A 24,672-nucleotide genomic window follows, 5' to 3' on the forward strand; every position below is an offset into this window, starting at 1 on the left:
GGGCAGGTGACCGTCGGGGGTGACGGACAGGGTGGTGCCGGCGCTACGGCCGGTGAGCCAGGCGGCGAGTTCGGCTGCCGGACCGGTGACGACGGGGGCCTGCTCGCGGTCGCCGACCACCAGTTCGTGGCGGCTGCCGTCGAAGCGCAGCACCATCGGCGGGGCGTCGTCGCGGCCGGCGAAGGCGGTGGCCACCTCGTGCAGCAGCCGGTGGCCGAACGCCTCCGACCAGTCCGTCGGCCGGTAGCCGGCGGCCAGGTCGACGTGGTGGATCTCCAGCTCCCGCAGCCGCCCCCAGACCAGCAGGGCGGCCGGCCAGGGGCCCCGTCGGGTCTCGACGGTGGCGCCCCACGCCGGCACCGGCATCGCCGCGACCGCCTCGGCGAACCGGTCCGCGCTGCGGCGCAGGTCGTCCAGGTGCTCCTCGGGTGGCCGGGCCGCGCCGGCCTCGATGTCGGCGGTACGCGCCTCGGCGCTGGCGTACATCGGGATCTGCTCGCCGGTGCGGGCCGAGGTGAGCAGGTTGACGAGACCGTCGGCGTTGCGGGCCAGGTGGGCGAGGACGTGACCGCGGGTCCAGCCCGGCAGCAGCGACGGTGCCGCGAGGTCGGTGGCGTCGAGCCGGGCCGCCGTCCGCAGCAGGCGAGTCGTCGCGTCGTCCACGTCGCCGATCAACAGAAGGGGGTCCATGGTCACGTACCCGACCCTAACCGCCCGCGCGTGCCGCGTCGCCGCGGAATTCACTTCCGGCGCGGCACCGCCGGCCCTACCGTCGAGATGGTTCGCGGCGCCGGAGCGGAGGAGGTGGTGGTCATGCCGGTCACCGCACGTCTGTATCACCCGCACCGACCCTGAACGAGGAGACATGACCGTCACGCTGACCGCCCTGGGTTGGGACACCGACCGGGCGGCGTACCTGCGTCGTATCCGCACCGATCACCGTCCGGGCCGGGTGGCCCGGGTCGACCGCGGCGTCTGCACCGTGCTCGCCGAGGACGGGCCGCTGCGCGCCACGCTGGGCGGGGCCGTGCTGGCCGCCGCCGTGGGCGATGCCACCAGACTGCCCTGTGCCGGCGACTGGGTGCTGCTCGGCACCTGGCCCGACGGGCGGGTGACGGTGGAGGCGGTGCTGCCCCGGCGTACCGCACTGATCCGCCGGACCGCCGGCAAGGACGCCGGCGGCCAACTGCTGGCCGCCAACCTGGACACCGCCGCGGTGGTGGAGCCGGTGCACCCCGCGCCGGACGCCGGCCGCATCGAGCGGCTGCTCTCCCTGGTGCACGAGTCGGGCGCCCGGCCGCTGGTCGTGCTGACCAAGACCGACCTGGCGGCCGACCCGGCGGCGGTGGCCCGCCAGCTCGCGGCCGTCGCGCCCGGGGTGCCGGTGCTGCCCATCAGCGCCGAGCGCGGCACCGGGCTGGACCCGCTGCGCGCCGAGGTGGCCCCGGGGCGGACCCTCGGCCTGCTCGGGCCGTCCGGGGCCGGCAAGTCGAGCCTGGTCAACGCGCTGGCCGGGGCGGTGGTGATGCCCACCCAGGCGATCCGCCGGGTCGACGGCAAGGGCCGGCACACCACCACCTGGCGGGCGCTGGTGCCGCTGCCCGGCGGTGGTGCCGTGCTGGACACCCCCGGCGTCCGGGCGGTCGGCCTGCTGGACGGTTCGGCCGGGCTCGATCGGGCCTTCGTCGACATCGCCGACCTCGCCGCCGGCTGCCGGTACGGCGACTGCGGGCACGAGACGGAGCCGGGCTGCGCGGTGCGCGAGGCGCTGGAGTCCGGCGCGCTGACCGCCCGGCGGTGGGAGAGCTGGCGTCGGCTGCAAGGCGAGGTCGCCCACGAAACCCGCCGCCGCGCCACCCGCCCGATCCGCCGACGGGGAAAGTTGTCGTAGGGCGGGTCTACAGTTGCCGGGGCGCGTTTCCGCGCCGGCACAACCGCTCGGATCACCCCGAAGCGGACAGATCCTCCTCTTCATTCTCACCCGGGAGTACACGGACCGTGGCCGACCGTCTGATCATCCGTGGCGCACGTGAGCACAACCTGCGTGACGTCAGCCTCGACCTGCCCCGGGACGCCCTGATCGTGTTCACCGGGCTGTCCGGGTCGGGCAAGTCGAGCCTGGCCTTCGACACGATCTTCGCCGAGGGGCAGCGCCGGTACGTCGAGTCGCTGTCGTCGTACGCCCGGCAGTTCCTCGGCCAGATGGACAAGCCGGATGTCGACTTCATCGAGGGCCTGAGCCCGGCGGTCTCCATCGACCAGAAGTCGACCTCGCGCAACCCCCGCTCCACCGTCGGCACCATCACCGAGGTCTACGACTACCTCCGGCTGCTCTTCGCGCGGGTCGGTGAGCCGCACTGCCCGGTCTGCGGCGAGCGGATCTCCAAGCAGAGCCCGCAACAGATCGTCGACCGGGTCCTCGCGATGGCCGAGGGGACCCGGTTCATGGTGCTCGCCCCGGTGGTGCGGGGCCGCAAGGGCGAGTACGTCGACCTGTTCGCCGAGCTCCAGGCCAAGGGGTACGCGCGAGCCCGGGTCGACGGCGTGGTGCACCAGCTCACCGAGCCGCCGAAGCTCAAGAAGCAGGAGAAGCACACCATCGAGGTGGTGATCGACCGGCTCAGCGTCAAGCCGAGCGCCAAGCAGCGGCTGACCGACTCGGTCGAGGCGGCGCTCGGCCTGTCCGGTGGTCTGGTGCTGCTCGACTTCGTCGACCTGGCGGAGGACGCCCCCGACCGGGAGCGCCGCTACTCCGAGCATCTGGCCTGCCCCAACGACCACCCCCTCGCCATCGAGGATCTCGAGCCCCGAGTCTTCTCGTTCAACGCGCCGTACGGCGCCTGCCCGGAGTGCACCGGCCTGGGCACGAAGAAGGAGGTCGACCCGGAGCTGGTCGTGCCGGACCCGGAGCGCACCCTGCGCGAGGGCGCGCTCCAGCCCTGGGCGACCGGGCACAACCTGGAATACTTCCTGCGCCTGCTGGAGGCGCTCGGCGAGGCGGAGCGCTTCGACGTCGACACGCCCTGGCGGGCCCTGCCGTCGCGGGCGCAGAAGACCATCCTGCACGGCTCCGACGACCAGGTGCACGTGCGCTACCGCAACAAGTACGGCCGGGAGCGCTCGTACTACACCGGCTTCGAGGGCGTGGTGCAGTGGATCGAGCGCCGGCACTCGGACACCGAGTCGGAGTGGTCGCGGGACAAGTACGAGGGCTACATGCGCGACGTGCCGTGCGCGGCCTGCGGCGGTGCCCGGCTCAAGCCCGAGGTGCTCGCGGTCACGCTGGCCGGGCGCAGCATCGCCGAGGTCTGCAACCTGTCGGTGGGCGAGTGCGCCGACCTGCTGGCCGGCATCGAGCTGACCGACCGGCAGAAGCTGATCGCCGAGCGGGTGCTCAAGGAGATCAACGCCCGGCTGCGGTTCCTGCTCGACGTCGGGCTGGACTACCTCTCCCTGGACCGGCCGGCCGGCACCCTCTCCGGCGGTGAGGCGCAGCGCATCCGGCTGGCCACCCAGATCGGTTCCGGTCTGGTCGGCGTGCTCTACGTGCTGGACGAGCCGTCGATCGGGCTGCACCAGCGGGACAACCACCGGCTGATCGAGACCCTGGTCCGGCTGCGTGGCCTGGGCAACACGCTGATCGTGGTCGAGCACGACGAGGACACCATCCGCACCGCCGACTGGATCGTCGACATCGGTCCCGGCGCGGGCGAGCACGGCGGCCAGATCGTGCACAGCGGCTCGGTGCCGGCGCTGCTGGCGAACCCGGAGTCGGTGACCGGGGCGTACCTGTCGGGGCGCCGGGAGATCCCGACGCCCACGGGCCGCCGCCCGCAGACGCCGGGGCGGGAGCTGGTGGTGCACGGCGCCCGCGAGCACAACCTGCGCAACCTGACCGTGAGTTTCCCGCTGGGCCAGCTGATCGCCGTCACCGGGGTCAGTGGCTCCGGCAAGTCGACCCTGGTCAACGACATCCTGTACGCCGTGCTGGCCAATCAGGTCAACGGCGCCCGGCTGGTGCCCGGCCGGCACACCCGGGTCGCCGGGCTGGAGCACGTGGACAAGGTCGTCGGGGTCGACCAGTCGCCGATCGGCCGTACCCCACGGTCCAACCCGGCCACCTACACGGGCGTGTGGGACCACGTACGCAAGCTGTTCGCCGAGACCACCGAGGCCAAGGTCCGGGGGTACGGTCCGGGCCGGTTCTCGTTCAACGTCAAGGGTGGCCGCTGCGAGGCGTGCTCCGGTGACGGCACGATCAAGATCGAGATGAACTTCCTGCCCGACGTGTACGTCCCGTGCGAGGTCTGCAAGGGCGCCCGGTACAACCGGGAGACCCTGGAGGTGCACTACAAGGGCAAGACCGTCTCCGACGTGCTGGAGATGCCGATCGAGGAGGCGGCCGAGTTCTTCTCCGCCATCCCGGCCATCCACCGGCACCTCAAGACGCTGGTGGACGTGGGCCTCGGCTACGTACGGCTGGGCCAGCCGGCGCCGACCCTCTCCGGCGGTGAGGCGCAGCGGGTCAAGCTCGCCTCGGAGTTGCAGAAGCGCTCCACCGGGCGGACGGTCTACGTGCTCGACGAGCCGACCACCGGCCTGCACTTCGAGGACATCCGCAAGCTGCTGCTGGTGCTGGAGGGCCTGGTCGACAAGGGCAACACGGTGATCACGATCGAGCACAACCTCGACGTGATCAAGAGCGCCGACTGGCTGATCGACATGGGTCCCGAGGGCGGCCACCGGGGCGGCACGGTGCTCGCCACCGGCAGCCCGGAGGAGGTCGCCGAGGTCGCCGAGAGCCACACCGGGCAGTTCCTGCGTACCGTGCTCAAGCTCGACGGTTCGGCGAAGGGCGCGGCGGCGGCCACCGCCCGGGCGGCCAAGGCCAACGGCAGCAGGTCCCGCGGCGGCCGGAAAGCCGCCGCAGCCCGCTGAGCCGGGCGCCCCGGTGCGCCGTGGTGCGGTGCGGTGGCGTCCCGCTGGCCGTCGCGCCGCCGCCGGCGAGTAGCCGATCGGGTGAACCGCCGGGCAGAGTGGTCCGGGTATGTGAACGTAGCCACGGATCATGCACGGTGGTGGCCGAACAGACAGGAGTGCTGGCATGAGTGACGATCAGGTGCTCGCCGGACCGGAGATGCGTACCCGCCGAGCCCTGCTCACCGGTGCGGGCGCGGTCGGTGCGGCGGTGGTCCTGGCCGCGTGCGGCGGTGAGGGCACCGGCAACGGCTCGGCGCCGACCAGCGGCGGACCGCAGGTCACCAACACCGGCGACGCCGGCGGCGCGGACCGGAAGGGCGCCCAGTCGCTGGCCAAGACCCAGGACATCCCGGTCGGCGGTGGCGCGGTCTTCGCCGCCCAGGGCGTGGTGATCACCCAGCCCGCCGCCGGCCAGTTCAAGGGCTTCGATCCGATCTGTACGCACCAGGGCTGCCCGGTGTCGAACGTCGACGGCGGCACCATCAACTGCACCTGCCACGGCAGCAAGTTCTCCATCGAGGACGGCTCGGTCAAGGCGGGCCCGGCCACCACGCCGTTGGCGGCCAAGGAGATCAAGGTCAGCGGCGACCACATCTCGCTGGCCTGAGGCACCCACTGGCGGTCGGCAGCGGCCGGGGCGGCTCCGCCCCGGCCGCGATCGCCGATCTCAGTGGGCGTACCCGGACAGCTCCCACAGCGAGAAGCCGTACGAGGTGCCCCGGGTCAGGCCGTACATCCGCACGTACCGGGCCTGCTGCGGGGCGAACGCGATGACGTCGGTGCCGCCGTCGCCCGCCGTGGTCGACCAGACCTCCCGCCAGTTGGTGCCGTCGCTGGAGACCTCGATCCGGTACGACCGGGCGTACGCCGCTTCCCAGGCCAGCACCACCCGGCCGATCTGCCGTACGGTGCCCAGGTCCACCCGGATCCACTGGTTGTCCGACCAGGAACTGGCCCACCGGGTGCCGAGGTCACCGTCGACGGCCCGGGCGGCGCCGTTGCCGAGCTGACTGCTGGAGGCCGTCACCGGCCGTCCGACGGTGAGGTTGGTCAGGTCGTCGCCGCGCCGGGCCGGGAACGAGGCGACCTGCTGGTAGGTGGGACGGTTCTGCCAGGCGATGGTGGCGTGCTTGATCCCGCCCAGCGGGGACTGGATGATCGCGTCCGCGCACCACTGGTTGCCGGCGGCGCAGCTGGCGTCGCCCGGGTAGACCTGGGCGGCCGGCGTCGCCGCCGCCGTGCGCAGGGTGTCGAGCAGGATCTGCCGGCAGGAGCCGAGGTTCCCGTCGCCGCAGAAGGCCCGCCCGGGGCCCCCGGCGACCGGGTCACCCAGGACCGCCCGCAGGTCCTTGTCGACGTACCCCCACCAGCCGTACTGGAACGACGAGCCCTTGTGCGTCTGGGCGCTGTTCGCCGACGACGGCAGGTTCGACACGTCGCCCTGCTGAAGGCCGGACGGTGATTCGTTGACCTGCATCGTGTTGACCAGGGACTGGTAGAGGTCCGCGCCGAGCGGATCACGGAACATGCCCCGTACCAGCAGCGGCCACCACGCGTCGAAGGTGCGGATCGCCTCGGCGTGCTGGTACACCTTGGCACCCTTGGCGGTCTCGACCCGCAGCGCGCCGGCCTGCCGCCAGGCCTTCAGCCGGCTGATCTCGGTGGCCAGCGCGCCGTCGGTGACGGGCTGGCTCTCCAGCACCCGGATCAGCTCGCCGAGCACCTCGGCTCCGCGCAGGTCGGTCAGGCCGGCCCGCTGCACCAGCTCGGTCAGCGAGGCCCGGTCGAACTTGCGGCCCGCCGCGACGGCCGCCTTCACCGGCTTGTCCAGCAGGTCACCCCGGTGTACGGCGCCGAAGCTGAAGTTGCCGTCGGCGGCCCCGAAGTCCTTGGCCTGCTTGTTGTTCCAGCTGATGTAGTAGTCCTGGTTGATCGACTGGGGGTGGGCCGAGCGCGGCGCGTAGCGGGCGGTGCCGGCGTCCGGGTCGTAGTCCTGCCACTCGTAGGCGCGTTCGGCTTTCATCGGCAGGTTCGGGTTGGCGCCGGCGGCCCGCAACGGGTTGAGCCCGGAGTTGAAGTACGCCGACTCGGTGGAGTTCACGTAGAACCAGTTGAAGGCGTACTCGACGTGGTGCGCGGAGTTGAGGAACGCCGCGGCGGAACCCATCGCGGTCGGGTCGTTGAACATCTGGAAGCCGATCGCCGAGTCGGCCTCCCGCCCGTACGTGGAGCGCAGCTGGGTGAAGGCGTGCGGTGCGCCGCCGACGGTGCCGCGCCAGGCCACCAGGCCCAGTTTGGTGCGCCAGGCGACCAGCTTGTACGAGCCGGCCGCGGTGCCGTCGGCGGTGGTCGGGTTCCACCGGTTGACGTGGGACAGCTCCTCCATCGCCCGGCACTGCCCGCGGAACAGATAATGGTTGCTGGCCAGCGTCGGTGTCCCGCCGCCGGGCACGCAGAGCGGCACCGCGTAGGTGTCGGTGATGTCGTGGACGGAGGAGGTGGCGCTCCAGGAGTAGTCCTGGCCCCGGCCGAGCAGGACGTACAGGTTGAGTCCGGCGAAGGCGGCTCCCCGGGCGCTGATCCCGGGGCCCTGCAACTCCTGCACCATCAGCAGCTGCGGGGAGAAGTAGCCGGTCTGCGGCCCGAACACCGCGATCGGGTGGCCGGTCGCGGAGTGCGCGGCGGAGATCACCGCCGCGTTGGACATGCCGCGGTGGGCCGGGTCGACGGTCAGCCCGGACAGCGCGGCGGCCAGCTCCGAGCCGCTGTTCGAGGCGGGGGTCGCGGCGGCGGTGGCGGAGCCGGTCGGGTCGGTGAAGATCGGCTCGACCCGGGCGGAGCCGGCATCCGGCAGCGCCACGCTGGGGGCGTCCGGGCTGGCGTCGCCGTACGGGAAGCTCTGCCCGTCGTGCAGGGTCAGCACGGTCTCCGGGTCGTTCTGCCCCCGGAACGCGTTCCACACCCGGTCACCCTCGACCGGGCCGAACTTGGCCCGGGCGGCGATCCGGACCAGCGCGGACTGCATCTCGGTGCCGCCCCCGCCGCCGAACAGGCCGCCGACCACCCCGGCGATCGCGATCAGGTCGGTCGTGGCGAACGGCTTCGGCCCGCCCGCGTTGGTGATCGCGTCGAGGTGCCCGGTCAGCACGTACTCTCCGGGGCAGTTGCGCCCCGCCATACAGGCCCGGATGTACGCGTTGACGCCCGCGACGTACTCCTGCACGTCGGCGTAGAGCTGCTCCCCGCGCGTACCGCCCTTCTGCCGCAGCGCCGTGACCTGGGCCTGGAGGTCCGCCTCGGTGTACGGGGAGGTGCGCCAGACGCTCTGTTCCAGGGCCCGGTTGCCCGGGGCGCCACCGGCGAACGGGGTCAGGGTGCCCCGGCCGACGTGCCGCAGCAGGTCCATGGTGAAGAGCCGGTCCTCGGCTCCGGCGTACCCGGTGCCGTACATGGTGCCGCCCCGGGTGGTGCCGGTGATGTGCGGGACGCCGGTCGCCTTGTCCCGCACGATGCGCACGTCGGAGCGCGGGGAGTAGTCACGTTCGACCTGGCTGGGCGGCACGCCGAAGGTGGCGTCGTGGAAGAAGGTGCTGATCTGGTCCGCCCGGAGGCCGGCGTAGCCGTAGACGAGGTCTGCGTACTTGTCGAGCTGGTCGGCGGAGTGCCGGGGCAGGGTGCCGAAGGCCTGGTTGCCCAGGATCTCGACCAGGGTGGCGTTGCCGTTCTGGCCGGGCGGCAGGATCTCCGAGCACTCACCGAGGCAGTAGTCGTTGGCGGCGAAGGCGCTGGCGACGTTCGTGGCGAGGGCGCTGGACGCGACGGCGGACCCGGTGGTGGCCGCGGCGGTGGCGGTGGTCGGGACGGCGACGAGGGACGCAGCGACGGCGATGGCGGTGGTCGCGCCGGCGAGCAGCCGGCGGGTGGCGGTGTGCGTAGTCATGGCGATCCTCTGTGGACGGGGGGCCATCGGGCGGGATCATTACATGAAGAACATTCGGTTACTGGATGGTAGGCTCCGCCGCGCGATATTGGAAGGCGTCAATCAGGACGCGCCGGTCGGTTCGGTGCGGCGGTCACCGGATCGGCCACCCGGGGATGATCTGGGCTGTCGGGGGTGCGGACTAGTCTCGGAGTGTGGCTGATCCGTCGACCTACCGTCCCGCGCCGGGCACGATCCCCGAGGCGCCGGGGGTCTACCGTTTCCGCGACGGCACCGGCCGGGTGATCTACGTCGGCAAGGCGAAGAACCTGCGCAGCCGGCTCAACTCCTACTTCGCCGACGTCTGGGGGCTGCACCAGCGCACCCAGCAGATGGTCACCACGGCCGAGGCCGTCGACTGGGTCACCGTCGGCACCGAGGTCGAGGCGCTCCAGCTCGAATACACCTGGATCAAGCAGTACGACCCGAGGTTCAACGTCCGTTACCGCGACGACAAGTCGTACCCCTACCTGGCGGTGACCCTCGACGAGGAATACCCGCGGTTGCAGGTGATGCGCGGCGCCAAGCGCAAGGGGGTGCGCTACTTCGGGCCGTACTCGCACGCCTGGGCGATCCGCGAGACGCTTGACCTGCTGCTGCGCGTCTTCCCCGCCCGGACCTGCTCGGCCGGGGTGTTCAAGCGGGCCGGCCAGGTCGGCCGGCCGTGCCTGCTCGGCTACATCGGCAAGTGCTCGGCGCCGTGCGTCGGCAGCGTGTCGGCCGAGCGGCACCGGGAGATCGTCGATGATTTCTGCGACTTCATGGCCGGGCGCACCGACACCATGGTGCGCAAACTCGAACGCGAGATGACCGAGGCCAGCGCCGAGCTGGAGTTCGAGCGGGCGGCCCGGCTGCGCGACGACATCGCCGCGCTGCGCCGGGCGATGGAGAAGCAGACCGTGGTGCTCGGCGACGGCACCGACGCCGACGTGGTCGCCTTCGCCGACGACCCGCTCGAAGCCGCCGTCCAGGTCTTCCACGTCCGGGGCGGGCGGGTGCGCGGCCAGCGCGGCTGGGTGGTGGAGAAGACTGAGGACCTCACCACGGGCGACCTCGTGCACCACTTCTGCACGCAGGTCTACGGCGGCGAGCACGGCGAGGCCGACGTGCCGCGCGAGCTGCTGGTGCCCGAGCTGCCCGCGGACGCGGACGCCCTGGCCGACTGGCTGACCACCCACCGGGGCAGTCGGGTGGCGCTGCGGGTGCCGCAGCGCGGCGACAAGCGCGCCCTGCTGGAGACGGTGGGCCGCAACGCCACCGACGCCCTGGCCCGGCACAAGCTCAAGCGGGCCGGCGACCTGACCACCCGCAGCAAGGCCCTCGACGAGATCAGCGAGGCGCTCGACATGCGGACCGCGCCGCTGCGCATCGAGTGCTTCGACATCTCACAGATCCAGGGCACCGACGTGGTGGCCAGCATGGTCGTCTTCGAGGACGGGCTGCCCCGCAAGAGCGAGTACCGCCGGTTCATCATCCGGGGCGCCACCGACGACCTGTCCGCGATGTCCGAGGTGCTGCGCCGGCGCTTCGCCCGCTACCTCGACGCCCGCGGCGAGACCGGCGAGGCCGGCATCGAGTCCGCCGTCGACCTCGCCGCCCCGACGGATCCCGCCGCCGCTGCCACGAGCGACGGTGTCGGGCCCGGCGTCAACGGTGTCGGGGCCGCCGGGGTCGAGGGCGATGGCGTTGAGGGCGATGGTGCTGGCGGCGACGAGCCGAGGATAGGGGTGTTGGTCGACCCGACCACCGGCCGGCCGCGCAAGTTCGTGTACCCGCCGCAGTTGGTGGTGGTCGACGGCGGTGCACCGCAGGTGGCCGCCGCCGCCCAGGCCCTCGCCGAGCTGGGCATCGATGACGTGGCGCTCTGCGGCCTGGCCAAGCGGCTGGAGGAGGTCTGGCTGCCCGACGACGAGTTCCCGATCATCCTCCCGCGCGCGTCCGAAGGGCTCTACCTGCTGCAACGGGTACGCGACGAGGCGCACCGCTTCGCCATCACCTTCCACCGGCAGCGCCGCTCCAAGCGGATGACCACCTCCGCGCTCGACAACGTCCCCGGCCTCGGCGAGGTACGCCGCAAGGCGTTGCTGCGCCACTTCGGCTCGCTCAAGCGCCTATCGTCGGCCACCGTGGAGGAGATCACCGAGGTCCCCGGCGTGGGCCGACGTACCGCCGAGGCGATCCTCACCGCGCTCGACGCCGACGGCAAGCAGGTGTCCACCGACTGACCACCGCTCCCCAGCTCCGGCGCGACGGCCGGTTGCCGGGGGCTGGTGTTGGTCGCCGGCCCTGTCGAGCCGACGGCGGCAGCGGGTCAGTCCGAGCCGGCGAGCACCGCGAGGATCTGTTCGCCGTACTTCGCCAGTTTGTTCTCCCCGACGCCGCTGACCTGCGACAGCTCGGCCAGCGAGGACGGGGTGTCGGCGGCGATCTGGCGCAGCGTCGCGTCGTGGAAGACGACGTACGCGGGGACACCCTGCTCCTTCGCGGTCGCCGCCCGCCAGGCGCGGAGCCGCTCGAAGGTGCCGGCCGCCTCCGCCGGCAGCTCGGCGACCATCGTGGCCGCGCCCCGGGGCTTGGCCGCCCGGGCCGATCGCGCCGGACGTGCCGGCTCGCGGCGCAGCATCACCGTGCGCCGCCGGCCGAGCACCTCGGCGCTGGCCTCGGTGAGTGCCAGGGTGCCGTAGTCGCCCTCGACGGCCAGCAGTCCCTCGGCCAGCAGCTGCCGCACCACGCCGCGCCACTCCGCCTCGCTCAGCTCGTCGCCGATGCCGAAGACGGTCAGCGCGTCGTGGCGGTGCTGGACGATCTTGTCGGTGCTGCGGCCGAGCAGGATGTCGACGCAGTGCCCGGCGCCGAACCGCTGGTTGCGCTCCCGATCCAGCCGGAAGACCGTGGAGAGCAGCTTCTGCGCGGCGATGGTGCCGTCCCAGGACTCGGGTGGCTCCAGGCAGGTGTCACAGTTGCCGCAGGTGGCATCGATGCTCTGCCCGAAGTAGTCGAGCAGCTGCACCCGGCGGCAGCGGACCGTTTCGCAGAGCGCCAGCATCGCGTCGAGGTGGGCGGCGAGGTTACGCCGATGGGCCAGGTCGCCCTCCGACGTGTCGATCATCTTGCGCTGCTGCACCACGTCCTGCAGCCCGTACGCCAGCCAGGCGGTGGACGGCAGCCCGTCGCGGCCGGCGCGGCCGGTCTCCTGGTAGTAGCCTTCGACCGACTTCGGCAGGTCGAGGTGGGCGACGAACCGGACGTCCGGCTTGTCGATGCCCATGCCGAAGGCGATGGTCGCCACCATCACCACGCCGTCGGCGCGCAGGAAGCGCTGCTGGTTGGCGGCGCGGGTCCCCGCGTCCAGGCCGGCGTGGTACGGCAGCGCGTCGACGCCGTTGGCGAGCAGGAACTCCGCCGTCTTCTCCACCGAGGCGCGGGACAGGCAGTAGACGATGCCGGCGTCGCCGGGGTGCTCGTCGCGCAGCAGGGCGAGCAGCTGCTTGCGCGCCTCCCGCTTGGGCGCGATGCGGTACTGGATGTTGGGCCGGTCGAAACTGGCCACGAAGTGCCGCGCCTCGGCCAGCTTGAGGCGGGTGGCGATCTCGGCCCGGGTGGCGCTGGTCGCGGTGGCGGTCAGGGCGATCCGGGGTACGCCCGGCCAGCGCTCGTGCAGCATCGACAGGTTCAGGTAGTCCGGCCGGAAGTCGTGACCCCACTGCGACACGCAGTGCGCCTCGTCGATCGCGAACAGGCTGATCCGGCCCCGGTCGAGCAGGTTCAGCGTGGCCCGGCTGGCCAGCGCCTCGGGCGCCAGGTAGAGCAGGTCGATCTCCCCGGCCACGAACTCCGCCTCGACCAGCCGGCGGGTGTCCAGATCCAGCGTCGAGTTGAGGAAGCCGGCCCGGACCCCGACCGCGGTCAACGCGTCGACCTGGTCCTGCATCAGCGCGATCAGTGGCGAGACCACCACGGCGACGCCGTCCCGGACCAGCGCCGGGATCTGGTAGCACAGCGACTTGCCGCCGCCGGTCGGCATCAGCACCAGCGCGTCGCCGCCGGCCACCACGTGGTCGATGACCTCCCGCTGGAAGCCGCGGAAGGAGTCGTACCCGAAGACCCGTCGCAGTGTCCGCAGCGCCGCCGAGTCGTCGTCGCCCGCGTCGATGGTGGCGAAACCGTCAGCGGCTGGGTGGGCGGCGGCAATGAGGTCGGCGGGGGAGGCCATCCGAGGATTCTACGAGCGCTTGCTCGTGCCGTGTGGGGTGCCGCGCCCTCGGCACGGCTCGCGGGCTGACCTTCAGGGTGCCGCCGGGACCGGCACCCGCTTGGCCCAGCGCACCTCACCGTCGACGTCGACGTAGCAGAACGCCACCACCAGGCGCGACGGGTCGGTCAGCGGCAGCGCATCTTGTCCCAGCCGGAACACCGCGACCAGGCTGCCGTCACCGACGGCCCGGGTGGGTACCCCACCGAGATCCGCCGGGTCGGCGGTGTCGGCGGCGGTGCCGGCGAGCCACCCGTAGCGTTCGGACAGCGCCTCGTACGCGTCGGCCCAACTGCGGCCGATGTGACCGGCGGCATCCCAGCCGCCGTACGGGCGGACCACCCGAGCGGGAGTCTCCCGGGTGTCCAGCAGGATCACCTGGTACCTACCCGCCCGACTCGGCCCGGACCAGCGCAGCCGCAGCACGACCGACTGGTTCTCGGGATCGCCGCGGACCTGGTTCTGCGCGTCGGGCCAGCCGAGCGTGGCAGCCGCGCCGGATACCCGCTCGGGCTCGGGTAGACGGGCCTCGACGGTCACCGCGACCTGCTCACCGCCGTGTGCCCACTCGCGCTCGCGCTCGACGAACCGGTCCACCGTGGCCAGCACGGCGACCGTCACCGACACGAGGGCCACCACCCAGCGCAGCCGCGCCCCGTGCCTGCCCATTGCCGGAGGATAACGGCGCAACCCGTCGCCCGCCGTCAGTCAGCCGACAGGCCCGGCGGCGTATCGCACCTCACCCGGGGCCGGCGAGCTAGAGTCGCAGATTGACCGCGCCCGGTCAGCACCGACCGTGGCGCCACGGCTTGGGGGTTGATGGGTGGGCGAGGCGCACACGACCGGTCATCGCGCCGGCGTTCCGGCGGAGCAGTCCGGGACGGCGGCGGGCGAGACGGACACCACACTGGTCGTGGTCACCGGCCTGTCGGGCGGCGGGCGCAGCACCGTGGCCCGGGCCCTGGAGAACGTCGGGTTCTACGTCGTGGACAACCTGCCGCAGGCGCTGCTGCTGGACATGGCCGAGCTGGCCGTGAAGGCCGGTGGGGCGGCCCGGCGTACGGCGATGGTGCTGGACGTGCGGTCCCGGGCCTTCTCCACCGACCTGGCCGAGGCGATCCGGGAGCTGAAGGAGCGCGGCTACGCGCCCCGGGTGATCTTCGTCGACGCCGACGACGAGGTGCTGATCCGCCGGTTCGAGAGTGTCCGGCGGTCGCACCCGTTGCAGGGCGACGGCCGGCTCGCCGACGGTATCGCGGTCGAGCGTGGCCTGCTGGAGGAGGCCCGCGACCAGGCCGACGTGATCATCGACACCAGCCACCTCAACGTCAACCAGCTGCGCCGGCGCATCGAGGAGCTGTTCGGCGGGGAGGACGCCCGCCGGCTGCGGCTGACCGTGATCTCCTTCGGCTTCAAGTACGGCCTGCCGCCGGACGCCGATTTCGTGCTGGACGCCCGGTTCCTGCCCAACCCGTACTGGGTGCCGGAGCTGCGCGAGCACACCGGCCGGGAGGAGGCGGTCAGCGCGTACGTGCTGGGGCAGGAGGGCGCGGACGCCTTCGTCACCGGGTACGCGGACCTGGTCAACGCCACCACCGCCGGCTTCGAGCGGGAGGGCAAGCGGTACCTGACCGTGGCGGTCGGCTGCACCGGCGGCAAGCACCGCAGCGTGGCGATCGCCGAGGAGTTGGCCGCCCGGCTGCGCCGCCTCGGGCTGGCCGCCAACGCCCAGCACCGGGACCTGGGGCGGGAATGACGGTCCGGGTGGTGGCCTTCGGCGGCGGGCACGGCCTGTCCGTCTCGCTGCGGGCGCTGCGCCGCTGCGCTCCGGAGCTGGACCTGGACATCACGGCGGTGGTGACCGTGGGCGACGACGGCGGCTCCAGCGGGCGGCTGCGCGCCGAGCGGGGCGGTCTGCCCCCGGGTGACCTGCGGCAGGCGCTGGTCGCGCTGGCCGGCGACCATCCCGCCACCCGGCGCAGCGCCGGGCTGTTCCAGCACCGCTTCGCCGAGGTGGCCGGCGACGGCGGCCGGGGCGACGGGCTGGCCGGGCACGCGGTGGGCAACCTGGTGCTCTGCGGGCTGATGGAGTCGCTGGGCGATCCGGTGGTCGCCCTGGAACACGCCGGGGCGATGCTCGGCGCGGTCGGTCGGGTGCTGCCGATGTCCTGCCAGCCGGTCGACATCGAGGCTCAGGTACGCGGGGCCGACCCGGGCCGGCCCGACGAGGTGTGCACCGTACGGGGTCAGCACCAGGTCGCGGTCACCACCGGGCGGGTCGAGTCGCTGCGACTCACCCCGCAGGCGCCGGTGGCGTGCCCGGAGGCGGTCGCCGCGATCGGCGTCGCCGACTGGTTGATCTTCGGTCCGGGCAGCTGGTACACCAGCGTGCTGCCGCACCTGCTGGTGCCCCAGTTGGCCGCGGCGATCCTGGCCAGCCCGGCCCGGCGGCTGGTCACCCTCAACCTCGCCGCCGAGAAGGAGACCCTCGGCCTGTCGGTCGCCGACCATCTAGCGGCGCTGCGGTGGTATCTGCCGGAGTTGGCGGTCGACTTCGTGCTCGCCGACTCCAAGGCGGTCGGTGACCCCGAACCGGTCGACGGTGCGGCAGAATCGCTGGGAGCCCGACTGGTCCTCGCCCCCGTCGCGGTCGACGACGGTACTCCCCGTCATGATCCGGCTGCCCTGGGCGCCGCCCTGGTGCCCGTCCTGGGCGCCGATCGTTAGACACGTACGTAATCTCCGGCGACACGCCGGAACCGGTCCGTGAGGGGACGCACAATGGCGATGACGGCTGCGGTCAAGGACGAGCTGAGTCGGGTCGACGTGCCCAAGCCCTGCTGCCGGCGGGCGGAGATGGCGGCGCTGCTGCGGTTCGCCGGTGGGCTGCACATCGTCTCCGGCCGGGTGGTGGTGGAGGCGGAACTCGACACCGGCGCGGTGGCCCGCCGGCTGCGGCGGGAGATCGCCGAGGTCTACGGCTATCCGAGTGAGATCCACGTGCTCGCCTCCGGCGGGCTGCGCAAGGGCAGCCACTTCATCGTCCGGGTGGTCAAGGACGGCGAGGCGCTGGCCCGGCAGACCGGCCTGCTGGACGTGCGGGGCCGGCCGGTGCGGGGGCTGCCGCCACACGTGGTCGCCGCCAACGTCTGCTGCGCGGTGTCGGCGTGGCGGGGCGCGTTCATGGCGCACGGCTCGCTGACCGAGCCGGGCCGCTCCAGCGCTCTGGAGATCACCTGCCCCGGTCCGGAGTCGGCACTGGCGCTGGTCGGCGCGGCCCGCCGGATCGGTATCACCGCGAAGAACCGGGAGGTGCGGGGCGTCGACCGGGTGGTGGTCAAGGACGGCGACGCGATCGCCGCGCTGCTCACCCGGATCGGTGCCCACGCCAGTGTGCTGGCCTGGGAGGAGCGCCGGGTCCGCCGCGAGGTGCGGGCGACGGCCAATCGGCTGGCGAACTTCGACGACGCCAACCTGCGGCGTTCGGCGCGGGCGGCGGTGGCCGCCGCGGCCCGGGTGACCCGGGCCCTGGAGATTCTCGCCGACGACGCGCCGCAGCACCTCACCTCGGCCGGTCAGCTGCGGCTGGAGCACCGGCAGGCGTCCCTGGAGGAACTGGGTGCGCTGGCCGATCCGCCGTTGACCAAGGACGCCATCGCGGGCCGGATCCGCCGGTTGCTGGCGCTGGCCGACAAACGGGCGCGGGACCTGGGCATCCCGGATACCGAAGCGGCCGTCACGCCCGACATGCTCGTGGTCTGATAGGACGGTGGGTCGTCTCGGGGCGGGCCGGCGGGCGCGTCTTGCCGCTGCGCGCCGCCGGGACGGCGCGACGGCCGACGGCACCGGATGGCTACCACCCGGCGCGGCACGGGTCGGCGCGCTCGGATATGGTCGCTGCGTACGGCAAGGGGGCCGGCACCGGCGCCCCCCGCCGTACCCACCGCCTCGGGCGGTCAGGTCCCTCGGACCGCGGCGGGGTGGCCGAGATGAACCGTCAACGGCCGGCTCCAGCGGTCGGCGCACACCACTTCGCCGGCCGAGGGTCTCCACGCCGGCGGACCAAAACGCGAGGAGATGGGACCTGTGACCATCCGGGTTGGCATCAACGGCTTCGGCCGGATCGGCCGCAACTTCTTCCGGGCAGTGCTGGCGTCGGGCGCTGACGTCGAGGTCGTGGCAGTCAACGACCTCACCGACAACGCCACGCTCGCCCACCTGCTCAAGTACGACAGCATCCTGGGTCGTCTGCCGCACGAGGTCAAGGCCACCGCAGACGAGATCACCGTCGGTGGCAAGACCATCAAGGCGTACGCCGAGAAGGACCCGGCCAACCTGCCGTGGGGCGACCTGAACGTCGACGTCGTCATCGAGTCGACCGGCTTCTTCACCGACGCCACCAAGGCCAAGGCGCACGTCGACGGCGGGGCCAAGAAGGTCATCATCTCCGCCCCGGCGAAGAACGAGGACGTCACGGTCGTCATGGGCGTCAACCAGGACCAGTACGACCCGGCCAAGCACACCATCATTTCGAACGCCTCCTGCACCACGAACTGCCTGGCGCCGATGGCCAAGGTGCTGCACGACACGTTCGGCATCAAGCAGGGTCTGATGACCACCATCCACGCGTACACCCAGGACCAGAACCTGCAGGACGCGCCGCACTCGGACCTGCGCCGGGCCCGGGCCGCCGCGCTGAACATCGTGCCGACCTCGACCGGTGCCGCGAAGGCCATCGGCCTGGTGCTGCCGGACCTCAAGGGCAAGCTCGACGGTTACGCGCTGCGGGTGCCGATCCCCACCGGCTCCACCACCGACCTGACCGTCACGGTCGGCCGGGAGACCACGGTGGACGAGGTCAACGCCGCGCTGAAGGCCGCCGCCGAGGGCCCGCTCAAGGGCATCCTGGTCTACAACGAGGACCCGATCGTCTCCGCCGACATCGTCACCGACCCGGCGTCGTGCATCTTCGACGCGCCGCTGACCAAGGTCATCGGCAACCAGGTCAAGGTGGTCGGTTGGTACGACAACGAGTGGGGTTACTCGAACCGCCTGGTGGACCTCGTGAAGCTGGTGGGTAGCTCGCTGTGAGCATCCGTACCCTCGACGACCTGCTCGCCGAGGGGGTGTCGGGTCGGCGCGTGCTGGTGCGCGCCGACCTGAACGTCCCGCTCGACAAGCAGACCGGCGAGATCACCGACGACGGCCGGATCCGCGCCGTGCTGCCGACGCTGGGCGCGCTGGTCTCCGCCGGTGCCAGGGTGGTCGTCTGCTCGCACCTGGGCCGGCCGAAGGGCTCGCCGGATCCGCAGTTCAGCCTCAGTCCGGTCGCCGGGCGGCTCGGCGAACTGCTCGGGGCTCCGGTGCACTTCGCCACCGACACCGTCGGCGACTCCGCCCGGTCCACCGTGGCCGGGCTCGCCGACGGCGAGGTCGCGCTGCTGGAGAACCTCCGCTTCAACAAGGGAGAGACCAGCAAGGACGAGGCCGAGCGGGGCGCCTTCGCCGACGAGTTGGCCGCGCTGGCCGACGCGTACGTGGACGACGCGTTCGGCGCCGTGCACCGCAAGCACGCCAGCGTCTTCGACGTGCCGGCCCGGCTGCCGCACGTCGCCGGCCGGCTGGTGCTGCGCGAGGTGGAGGTCCTCTCCACCCTCACCGCCAACCCCGAGCGGCCGTACGTGGTGGTCCTCGGCGGTTCGAAGGTCTCCGACAAGCTCGCCGTGATCGAGGCGCTGCTGCCGACCGTCGACCGGCTGCTCATCGGCGGCGGCATGTGTTTCACCTTCCTCAAGGCGCAGGGTCACGAGGTGGGCTCCTCGCTGCTGGAGGAGGACATGGTCGAGACCTGCCGCAACCTGCTGGAGCGCTCCGAGGGCAAGATCATGCTCCCGGTCGACGTGGTGGCCGCGGTCGCCTTCGCCCCGGACGCCGAGCACCATGTGGTGCCGGCCGACGGCATCCCCAGCAAGCGGGTCGGGCTCGACATCGGGCCGGAGACCGTGGCCGGGTTCGCCGCCGCGCTCAAGGGGTCGACGGCCGGCGGCCCGACCAACGCCCGGACGATCTTCTGGAACGGCCCGATGGGCGTGTTCGAGATGCCGGCGTTCGCCAACGGCACGCGAGGCGTCGCCGAGGCGATCGCCGAGGCCGACGCGTTCAGCGTCGTCGGTGGCGGTGACTCGGCCGCAGCGGTGCGGCAGCTGGGGCTGGACGAGAAGTCCTTCGGGCACATCTCGACCGGCGGCGGCGCCTCCCTGGAGTACCTGGAGGGCAAGACCCTCCCCGGCATCGCGGCCCTGGAGAACTGATGGCGAGCACTTCCCGCCGGCCCCTGATGGCCGGCAACTGGAAGATGAACCTGAACCACCTCGAGGCGAACCTGCTGGTGCAGAAGCTGGCCGCCAGCCTCAACGAGAAGCAGCTGACCGACGTGGAGACGGTGGTCCTGCCGCCGTTCACCGACCTGCGCACGGTGCAGACCGTGGTGGAGGGGGACAAGCTGCTCATCGGCTACGGCGCGCAGGACGTCTCCCCGCACGCCTCGGGCGCGTACACCGGCGAGATCGCCGGGTCGATGCTGGCCAAGCTGGGCTGCACGTACGTGGTGGTCGGGCACTCCGAGCGGCGGGTCTACCACCGCGAGGACGACGCGCTGGTGGGCGCCAAGGTGCAGGCGGCGCTGACCCACGGGCTCACCCCGATCCTCTGCGTGGGGGAGGGGCTGGACGTCCGGGAGCAGGGCACCCACGTGGCGCACTGCAGCGAACAACTCGACGGGGCCCTGAAGGGGCTGACCGCCGAGCAGGTGACGAAGGTCGTCGTCGCGTACGAGCCGGTCTGGGCGATCGGCACCGGCAAGACGGCCACCCCGGACGACGCCCAGGAGGTGTGCGGCGCGGTGCGGGAGCGGCTCGCCGAGACCTTCGACCAGAGCACCGCCGACCAGGTCCGGATCCTCTACGGCGGGTCGGTGAAGTCGTCGAACGTCGCTGCGATCATGTCGCAGCCGGACGTGGACGGGGCCCTGGTGGGCGGTGCCAGCCTGGACGCCGAGGAGTTCGCGAAGATCTGCCGGTTCCCGGAGCACATCGCCGGCTGATCGCTCGCTATCCTTGACTCCGCCCGTCCGCCGGTCGGTGCCGCCGTGCCCGCACTGCCCGGGCGAGGATCGTAACGAGAGGACTGACCCCCGCCATGCCGATCTGGTTCGCCTACACGTTGATCGTGTTGCTGGTCATTACGAGCGTTCTGCTCACCATGTTCATTCTGCTGCACCGCGGCAAGGGCGGTGGGTTGTCCAGCATGTTCGGCGGTGGCGTCAGCTCCAGCCTTGCCGGCTCGTCGGTGGCCGAGAAGAACCTCGACCGCTACACCGTTCTGGTGGGCATCGTCTGGTTCGCCTGCATTGTCGGGCTCGGGCTCTGGATCCGGCTTGAGGTGGGCGTCTGAGCAGGCCCATCTAGTCGTACAATCTGCGCGCGGTCCGTCACTCGACGGGCCGCGCGCAGTCCGTTTCACCCGCTGCACCGCGTCGCCCGCCGTCCACCCCTCGACGGCGGTCCCCTCCGACGACAGGAGCGAGCGCCGTGTCGAACGGCCACGTCATCCGGGGCGCCCGGGTCGGGTCCGCGCCCCCGCGCCACCCCGAACGTCACCAGCCGGTCCCGTGCCAGTCGGTCAGCTACTGGTGCCGCAACGGGCACCGCACCGACATCCGCATCGTCGCCGACGTACAGGCCCCGACCGTGTGGGACTGTCCCCGCTGCGGGCTGCCGGCCGGCCAGGACGCACAGGATCCCCCGGGCCGGGCCCGGGCCGAGCCGTACAAGACCCACCTGGCGTACGTGAAGGAGCGGCGCACCGAAGCCGAGGGTGAGGCCATCCTCGCCGAGGCCCTGGCCGCGCTGCGGCACCGTCGCGGCACCCGCTGAGCCCGCACCCGTCCCCTCGACCGTCCCGCCGCCGTCCGGCACGCGCCGAGCCCGCTCGCCCGGCGCGGTGTTAAGAGGGGGCCCCTTCACCTCACCAGGCGTTAATAAGGGGCCCTTCCTTTCACCGTAGGCTGCGGAGGCGGGTGGGTACGGAGGCCGCGGCGGCGCGGTCCAGCAACCAGAGGGTGCGGCCGGTGCCCTGCACGCCGGCCGCCGGCACCTGGACCGGCCCGGCGCCGGCCAGCGCCATGCCGACCGCGTGGGCCTTGTCCGCGCCGCTGGCCACCAGCCACACCTCCTCGGCGGTGTTGATCGCCGGCAGGGTGAGGGTGATCCGCACCGGCGGCGGCTTCGGGCTGCCCCGCACCGCGCTGACCGGTCGGCTCTCGTAGTGCACCGGGTGCTCCGGGAACACCGAGGCGACGTGCCCGTCCTCGCCGACGCCGAGCATCAGCACGTCGAAGTGGGGCAGCACGGCGGTGCCCGGCCGGGCCGCCCGGGCGAGTTCGGCCGCGTACCGGGCGGCGGCCTCCTCCGGGTCGGCACCGGCGTCGGAGGCCGGCATCGCGTGGACCCGGGCCGGGTCCACCGGCAGCGCGTCGAGCAGCGCCGCCCGGGCCTGGGTCTCGTTGCGCTCGGGGTCACCGGCGGGCAGGAACCGTTCGTCACCCCACCAGAAGTCCACCCGGGACCAGTCGACCGCGTCCCGGGCCGGCAACGCGGTCACCGCCCGGTAGACCGCCGCGGCGATCCGCCCGCCGGTGAGCACCACCGACGCCTGGCCACGCGCGGCCTGCGCGTCGAGCAGCCGCACCACCAACCGGGCCGCGACGGCCTGCGCCAGCAGGTCGGCGTCGGCGTGGACGGCGACACTCGCCTCACTCATGCTGTCCTTCCGCGACCGCACGGCGGTCGTGTCGTGTCATCTCCCGTTGGGGGGTCGGTCAGGATCCGGTGCTCGTCGTGGAGTGTGCGGTGACCCCCGCCTCGGCCCGCTGGGCGGTGGCCGGATCCTTCCAGACGTGCACCCGCTGGCCGGGACGCAGGTCCAGGCCGGTCAGCCCGGCGGTGGCGCCAAGCGCCTCCGCGTAGACCTGGTCGGAGCCGAGCCGGCGCAGCTCCTCGGCCAACTCGTCGCCGAGCGGTCGGCGCACCAGCGGCAGCACGCGGTCCTCCTGGCCGGTCCGCCGGAAGGTGGCCATGCTGTCGTCGCGGGTCAGCGTCAGCTCGTCACCGTTGGCGCAGCGCAGCTGCACCTCACGCATGCGGGGGAACTCCCGGGTGTGTTCCCAGCGTGGGTCGATGCCGAGCCGGCTGCGCAGCCAGCCGCACATCAGCGCGGCGGTCGGGTCGGTCGGCGGCGCGACCACCGTGGCCTCGGTGAGCTGCGCATCGGTGGTGTCGAACGCGCCGGCGACCAGGGTGCGCCACGGGGTGATCCGGGTCCAGGCGAGGTCGGTGTCGCCGGGGGCGTAGTCCCGGGCGCGCTGCTCCAGCGCCGCGATCGGGTCGGCGGCCTGGGCGGCGTCGGTGATCCGCCGGTCGGCGACCACGCCGAGGAAGTCGGTGGCGATCTCCGCCGGCGGCTCGCCGTGCCACCAGGTCACCACCGGCACGTCCGGCACCAGCAGCGGCATCACCACCGACTCGGCGTGCAGCGCCAGCCGCCCGTACATCCGCGTCACCACGGCCTCGCAGGGGCCCAGCCGCCCGCCGACCACGATCTCCGCGTCGAGCCGGTTGCGGTCCCGGTCGACGTCGGAGCGGACGACCACCAGCAGCCGGCACGGATGCGCGGCGGCGGCGATCGTCGCCGCCGCCTCCGCCTCACGGACCCGCTTCTCGTCCACCACCACGATCAGCGTCAGCGCCATGCCGCTGGCCACTCCGCCGGCGCTGCGCCGCTCGGCGGCGAGTGCCTTGACCACCTCGCTGCCGGTGGTGTCCCACAATCCGATCAACGGAGCCTCCTGGTTTGCTCGCGGTGCTCAGTCACGCCCGCCGCCAGGCCCGGCCTTCGCGGGCCAGCATCTCGTCGGCGGCCCGGGGACCCCACTCGCCGGACCGGTAGGAGTCGGGCTTCGTGCCCTCCCAGGCGTGTTCCAGCGGGTCCACCACGGCCCAGCTCTGCTCGACCTCGGCGGCGTCGGGGAACAGCGTCCGGTCGCCGATCAGTACGTCCAGCACCAGTCGCTCGTACGCCTCCGGGCTGGATTCGGTGAACGCCTCGCCGTACTGGAAGTCCATCGCGATGTCGCGGACCTCCATCGTGGTGCCCGGCACCTTGGAGCCGAACTTGAGCACCACACCCTCGTCCGGCTGGACCCGGATCACCAGCTGGTTGTTGCCGAGCATCTCCATGTCGGCCGGGCTGAACGGCAGGTGCGGCGCCTGCTTGAACATCACCGCGACCTCGGTGACCCGCCGCGGCAGCCGCTTGCCGGCGCGGATGTAGAACGGCACCTCGGCCCACCGGCGGTTCTGGATGCCGAGCCGGACCGCCACGTACGTCTCGGTGGTCGAGGTCGCGGGGACGCCGTCCTCCTCCAGGTAGCCCTTGGCCCGCTGGCCACCGACCCAGCCGGGCAGGTACTGCCCGCGTACGGTGCCCTGCGCGACGTCCTTGGGCAGCGTGATGGCCTTGAGCACCTTGAGCTTCTCGGCCCGGATCTCGTCGGCGTCGAAGCTGGTCGGTTCCTCCATCGCGACCAGGGCGAGCAGCTGTAGCAGGTGGTTCTGCAGCACGTCGCGGGCGGTGCCGACCGAGTCGTAGAAGCCGGCCCGGGAGCCGATCCCGACGTCCTCGGCCATGGTGATCTGCACCGAGTCGACGTACTGCGAGTTCCACAGCGGCTCGAAGAGGCTGTTGGCGAACCGCAGGGCGAGGATGTTCTGGACGGTCTCCTTGCCCAGGTAGTGGTCGATGCGGAACACGTCCTGCCGGGTGAACACGTCGTCGACCAGGTCGTTGAGCGACTTCGCCGACGGCAGGTCGTGCCCGAACGGCTTCTCCACCACCACCCGGCGCCAGCCGCCGCACTTCTCGTTGTCGGCCATGCCGGTGCGGGCCAGCTGCTTGAGCACCACCGGGAACGCCGCCGGCGGGATGGAGAAGTAGAACGCGGCGTTGCCGTGGATGCCGTGGCTGTCGCGCAGGCTCTCCAGACAGTGCGCGAGGTTGTCGAAGGCGGCGTCGTCGTCGAACGAGCCGCCGACGAACTTGATGTTGTGCTCCAGCCGCGACCAGACCTCCTCCCGCCACGGGGTCCGGGAGTGTGCCTTGGCCGCCTCACGGGCCAGCGACGCGAAGTCGCCGTCGCCCCAGTCCCGCCGGGCGAACCCGACCACCACGAAACCGGGCGGCAGCAGCCCCCGGTTGGCCAGGTCGTACACCGCGGGCAACAGCTTCTTCTGGGCCAGGTCGCCGGTCACCCCGAAGATCACCAGAGCACACGGCTCCGGGATCCGCGGTAACCGCCGGTCCTGCGGGTCGCGCAGCGGGTTCACGCCGCCTCCTCGCTCCGCTC

The 24,672-nt window shown here is 72.4% G+C and carries 19 protein-coding genes; 12 read left to right on the forward strand and 7 right to left on the reverse strand.

Features of this window, described 5'->3' with window-relative positions; all coding sequences use genetic code 11:
- Window positions 1-696: maleylpyruvate isomerase family mycothiol-dependent enzyme (locus C1I95_RS06745; RefSeq protein ID WP_111212902.1), on the reverse strand; the 696-nt coding region annotated here is incomplete at its 3' end.
- A gap of 169 nt (window positions 697-865) precedes the next feature.
- On the opposite strand from C1I95_RS06745, the gene rsgA reads away from it, so the two are divergent.
- From rsgA to C1I95_RS06760, 3 genes are all read left to right on the forward strand, one after another.
- Window positions 866-1,891, forward strand: a complete 1,026-nt coding sequence (rsgA, locus tag C1I95_RS06750; RefSeq protein WP_111212903.1) for a ribosome small subunit-dependent GTPase A — start codon at window positions 866-868, stop codon at window positions 1,889-1,891.
- A gap of 107 nt (window positions 1,892-1,998) precedes the next feature.
- The gene (uvrA, locus tag C1I95_RS06755; RefSeq protein ID WP_111212904.1) at window positions 1,999-4,938 is read left to right on the forward strand and encodes an excinuclease ABC subunit UvrA; all 2,940 of its coding nucleotides are present in this window, start codon (window positions 1,999-2,001) and stop codon (window positions 4,936-4,938) included.
- Between the two features lie 166 nt (window positions 4,939-5,104).
- Window positions 5,105-5,587 (forward strand): Rieske (2Fe-2S) protein, encoded by a 483-nt coding sequence (locus C1I95_RS06760; RefSeq protein WP_111212905.1) that lies wholly within the window; start codon window positions 5,105-5,107, stop codon window positions 5,585-5,587.
- A gap of 60 nt (window positions 5,588-5,647) precedes the next feature.
- Here the strand turns inward: C1I95_RS06760 and C1I95_RS06765 are convergent, their stop codons facing one another.
- Window positions 5,648-8,920, reverse strand: a complete 3,273-nt coding sequence (locus tag C1I95_RS06765) for a penicillin acylase family protein (RefSeq protein WP_199523630.1) — start codon at window positions 8,918-8,920, stop codon at window positions 5,648-5,650.
- A gap of 194 nt (window positions 8,921-9,114) precedes the next feature.
- Between C1I95_RS06765 and uvrC the strand changes: the two genes are divergently transcribed.
- Window positions 9,115-11,184 (forward strand): excinuclease ABC subunit UvrC, encoded by a 2,070-nt coding sequence (gene uvrC / locus C1I95_RS06770; protein ID WP_111212906.1) that lies wholly within the window; start codon window positions 9,115-9,117, stop codon window positions 11,182-11,184.
- A gap of 86 nt (window positions 11,185-11,270) precedes the next feature.
- Here the strand turns inward: uvrC and recQ are convergent, their stop codons facing one another.
- The gene (gene recQ, locus C1I95_RS06775; protein ID WP_111212907.1) at window positions 11,271-13,172 is read right to left on the reverse strand and encodes a DNA helicase RecQ; all 1,902 of its coding nucleotides are present in this window, start codon (window positions 13,170-13,172) and stop codon (window positions 11,271-11,273) included.
- 72 nt (window positions 13,173-13,244) lie between these two features.
- Window positions 13,245-13,880 carry a hypothetical protein gene (locus tag C1I95_RS06780; protein ID WP_111212908.1) on the reverse strand — a complete coding sequence of 212 codons (636 nt, stop codon included), beginning with the start codon at window positions 13,878-13,880 and terminating at the stop codon, window positions 13,245-13,247.
- Window positions 13,881-14,118: 238 nt separating this feature from the next.
- Between C1I95_RS06780 and rapZ the strand changes: the two genes are divergently transcribed.
- The 8 genes from rapZ to C1I95_RS06820 all read left to right on the forward strand — a co-directional run bounded on the left by rapZ (window position 14,119) and on the right by C1I95_RS06820 (window position 21,145).
- A complete protein-coding gene (rapZ, locus tag C1I95_RS06785; protein WP_111212934.1) occupies window positions 14,119-14,967 on the forward strand; it encodes an RNase adapter RapZ in 849 nt (282 codons plus the stop codon).
- Window positions 14,964-15,938 (forward strand): gluconeogenesis factor YvcK family protein, encoded by a 975-nt coding sequence (locus tag C1I95_RS06790; RefSeq protein WP_111212909.1) that lies wholly within the window; start codon window positions 14,964-14,966, stop codon window positions 15,936-15,938. Before rapZ ends, C1I95_RS06790 begins: the two co-directional genes overlap by 4 nt.
- A 54-nt stretch (window positions 15,939-15,992) precedes the next feature.
- Window positions 15,993-16,973 carry a DNA-binding protein WhiA gene (whiA, locus tag C1I95_RS06795; RefSeq protein WP_111212910.1) on the forward strand — a complete coding sequence of 327 codons (981 nt, stop codon included), beginning with the start codon at window positions 15,993-15,995 and terminating at the stop codon, window positions 16,971-16,973.
- Window positions 16,974-17,297: 324 nt separating this feature from the next.
- Complete coding sequence (gene gap, locus C1I95_RS06800) at window positions 17,298-18,302, forward strand: type I glyceraldehyde-3-phosphate dehydrogenase (protein ID WP_111212911.1); 1,005 nt, start codon at window positions 17,298-17,300, stop codon at window positions 18,300-18,302.
- Window positions 18,299-19,522 carry a phosphoglycerate kinase gene (locus tag C1I95_RS06805; RefSeq protein WP_111212912.1) on the forward strand — a complete coding sequence of 408 codons (1,224 nt, stop codon included), beginning with the start codon at window positions 18,299-18,301 and terminating at the stop codon, window positions 19,520-19,522. The genes gap and C1I95_RS06805 overlap by 4 nt, the downstream gene beginning before the upstream one ends.
- Window positions 19,522-20,313, forward strand: a complete 792-nt coding sequence (tpiA, locus tag C1I95_RS06810; RefSeq protein WP_111212913.1) for a triose-phosphate isomerase — start codon at window positions 19,522-19,524, stop codon at window positions 20,311-20,313. The genes C1I95_RS06805 and tpiA overlap by 1 nt, the downstream gene beginning before the upstream one ends.
- A gap of 95 nt (window positions 20,314-20,408) precedes the next feature.
- On the forward strand, window positions 20,409-20,663 hold the full coding sequence (gene secG / locus C1I95_RS06815) for a preprotein translocase subunit SecG (protein WP_111212914.1): 255 nt from the start codon (window positions 20,409-20,411) through the stop codon (window positions 20,661-20,663).
- Between the two features lie 137 nt (window positions 20,664-20,800).
- Window positions 20,801-21,145: an RNA polymerase-binding protein RbpA gene (locus tag C1I95_RS06820; RefSeq protein WP_111212915.1), complete on the forward strand. Its 345-nt coding sequence runs from the start codon at window positions 20,801-20,803 to the stop codon at window positions 21,143-21,145.
- Window positions 21,146-21,266: 121 nt separating this feature from the next.
- On the opposite strand, the gene pgl is transcribed toward C1I95_RS06820, so the two are convergent.
- Genes pgl through zwf form a run of 3 tightly spaced genes read right to left on the reverse strand, consistent with a single transcriptional unit; the run spans window position 21,267 to window position 24,652 of the window.
- Window positions 21,267-22,031 (reverse strand): 6-phosphogluconolactonase, encoded by a 765-nt coding sequence (gene pgl / locus C1I95_RS06825; protein ID WP_111212935.1) that lies wholly within the window; start codon window positions 22,029-22,031, stop codon window positions 21,267-21,269.
- A 58-nt stretch (window positions 22,032-22,089) separates the two neighbouring features.
- Window positions 22,090-23,106, reverse strand: a complete 1,017-nt coding sequence (locus tag C1I95_RS06830) for a glucose-6-phosphate dehydrogenase assembly protein OpcA (RefSeq protein ID WP_111212916.1) — start codon at window positions 23,104-23,106, stop codon at window positions 22,090-22,092.
- 31 nt (window positions 23,107-23,137) lie between these two features.
- Window positions 23,138-24,652, reverse strand: coding sequence for a glucose-6-phosphate dehydrogenase (gene zwf, locus C1I95_RS06835; protein ID WP_111212917.1), 1,515 nt, complete (start codon window positions 24,650-24,652; stop codon window positions 23,138-23,140).
- Between the last annotated feature and the right edge of the window lie 20 nt (window positions 24,653-24,672).

The sequence above is a fragment of the Micromonospora craterilacus genome, assembly GCF_003236315.1.
Classification (GTDB): Bacteria; Actinomycetota; Actinomycetes; order Mycobacteriales; family Micromonosporaceae; genus Micromonospora; species Micromonospora craterilacus.

Coding starts and splice junctions, on each gene's coding strand:
- rsgA (WP_111212903.1), top strand. CDS start 866: ATGACCGTCACGCTGACCGCCCTGGGTTGGGACACCGACCGGGCGGCG.
- secG (WP_111212914.1), top strand. CDS start 20,409: ATGCCGATCTGGTTCGCCTACACGTTGATCGTGTTGCTGGTCATTACG.
- pgl (WP_111212935.1), bottom strand. CDS start 22,031: ATGAGTGAGGCGAGTGTCGCCGTCCACGCCGACGCCGACCTGCTGGCG.
- C1I95_RS06760 (WP_111212905.1), top strand. CDS start 5,105: ATGAGTGACGATCAGGTGCTCGCCGGACCGGAGATGCGTACCCGCCGA.
- C1I95_RS06790 (WP_111212909.1), top strand. CDS start 14,964: ATGACGGTCCGGGTGGTGGCCTTCGGCGGCGGGCACGGCCTGTCCGTC.
- C1I95_RS06765 (WP_199523630.1), bottom strand. CDS start 8,920: ATGACTACGCACACCGCCACCCGCCGGCTGCTCGCCGGCGCGACCACC.
- C1I95_RS06780 (WP_111212908.1), bottom strand. CDS start 13,880: ATGGGCAGGCACGGGGCGCGGCTGCGCTGGGTGGTGGCCCTCGTGTCG.
- tpiA (WP_111212913.1), top strand. CDS start 19,522: ATGGCGAGCACTTCCCGCCGGCCCCTGATGGCCGGCAACTGGAAGATG.
- whiA (WP_111212910.1), top strand. CDS start 15,993: ATGGCGATGACGGCTGCGGTCAAGGACGAGCTGAGTCGGGTCGACGTG.
- recQ (WP_111212907.1), bottom strand. CDS start 13,172: ATGGCCTCCCCCGCCGACCTCATTGCCGCCGCCCACCCAGCCGCTGAC.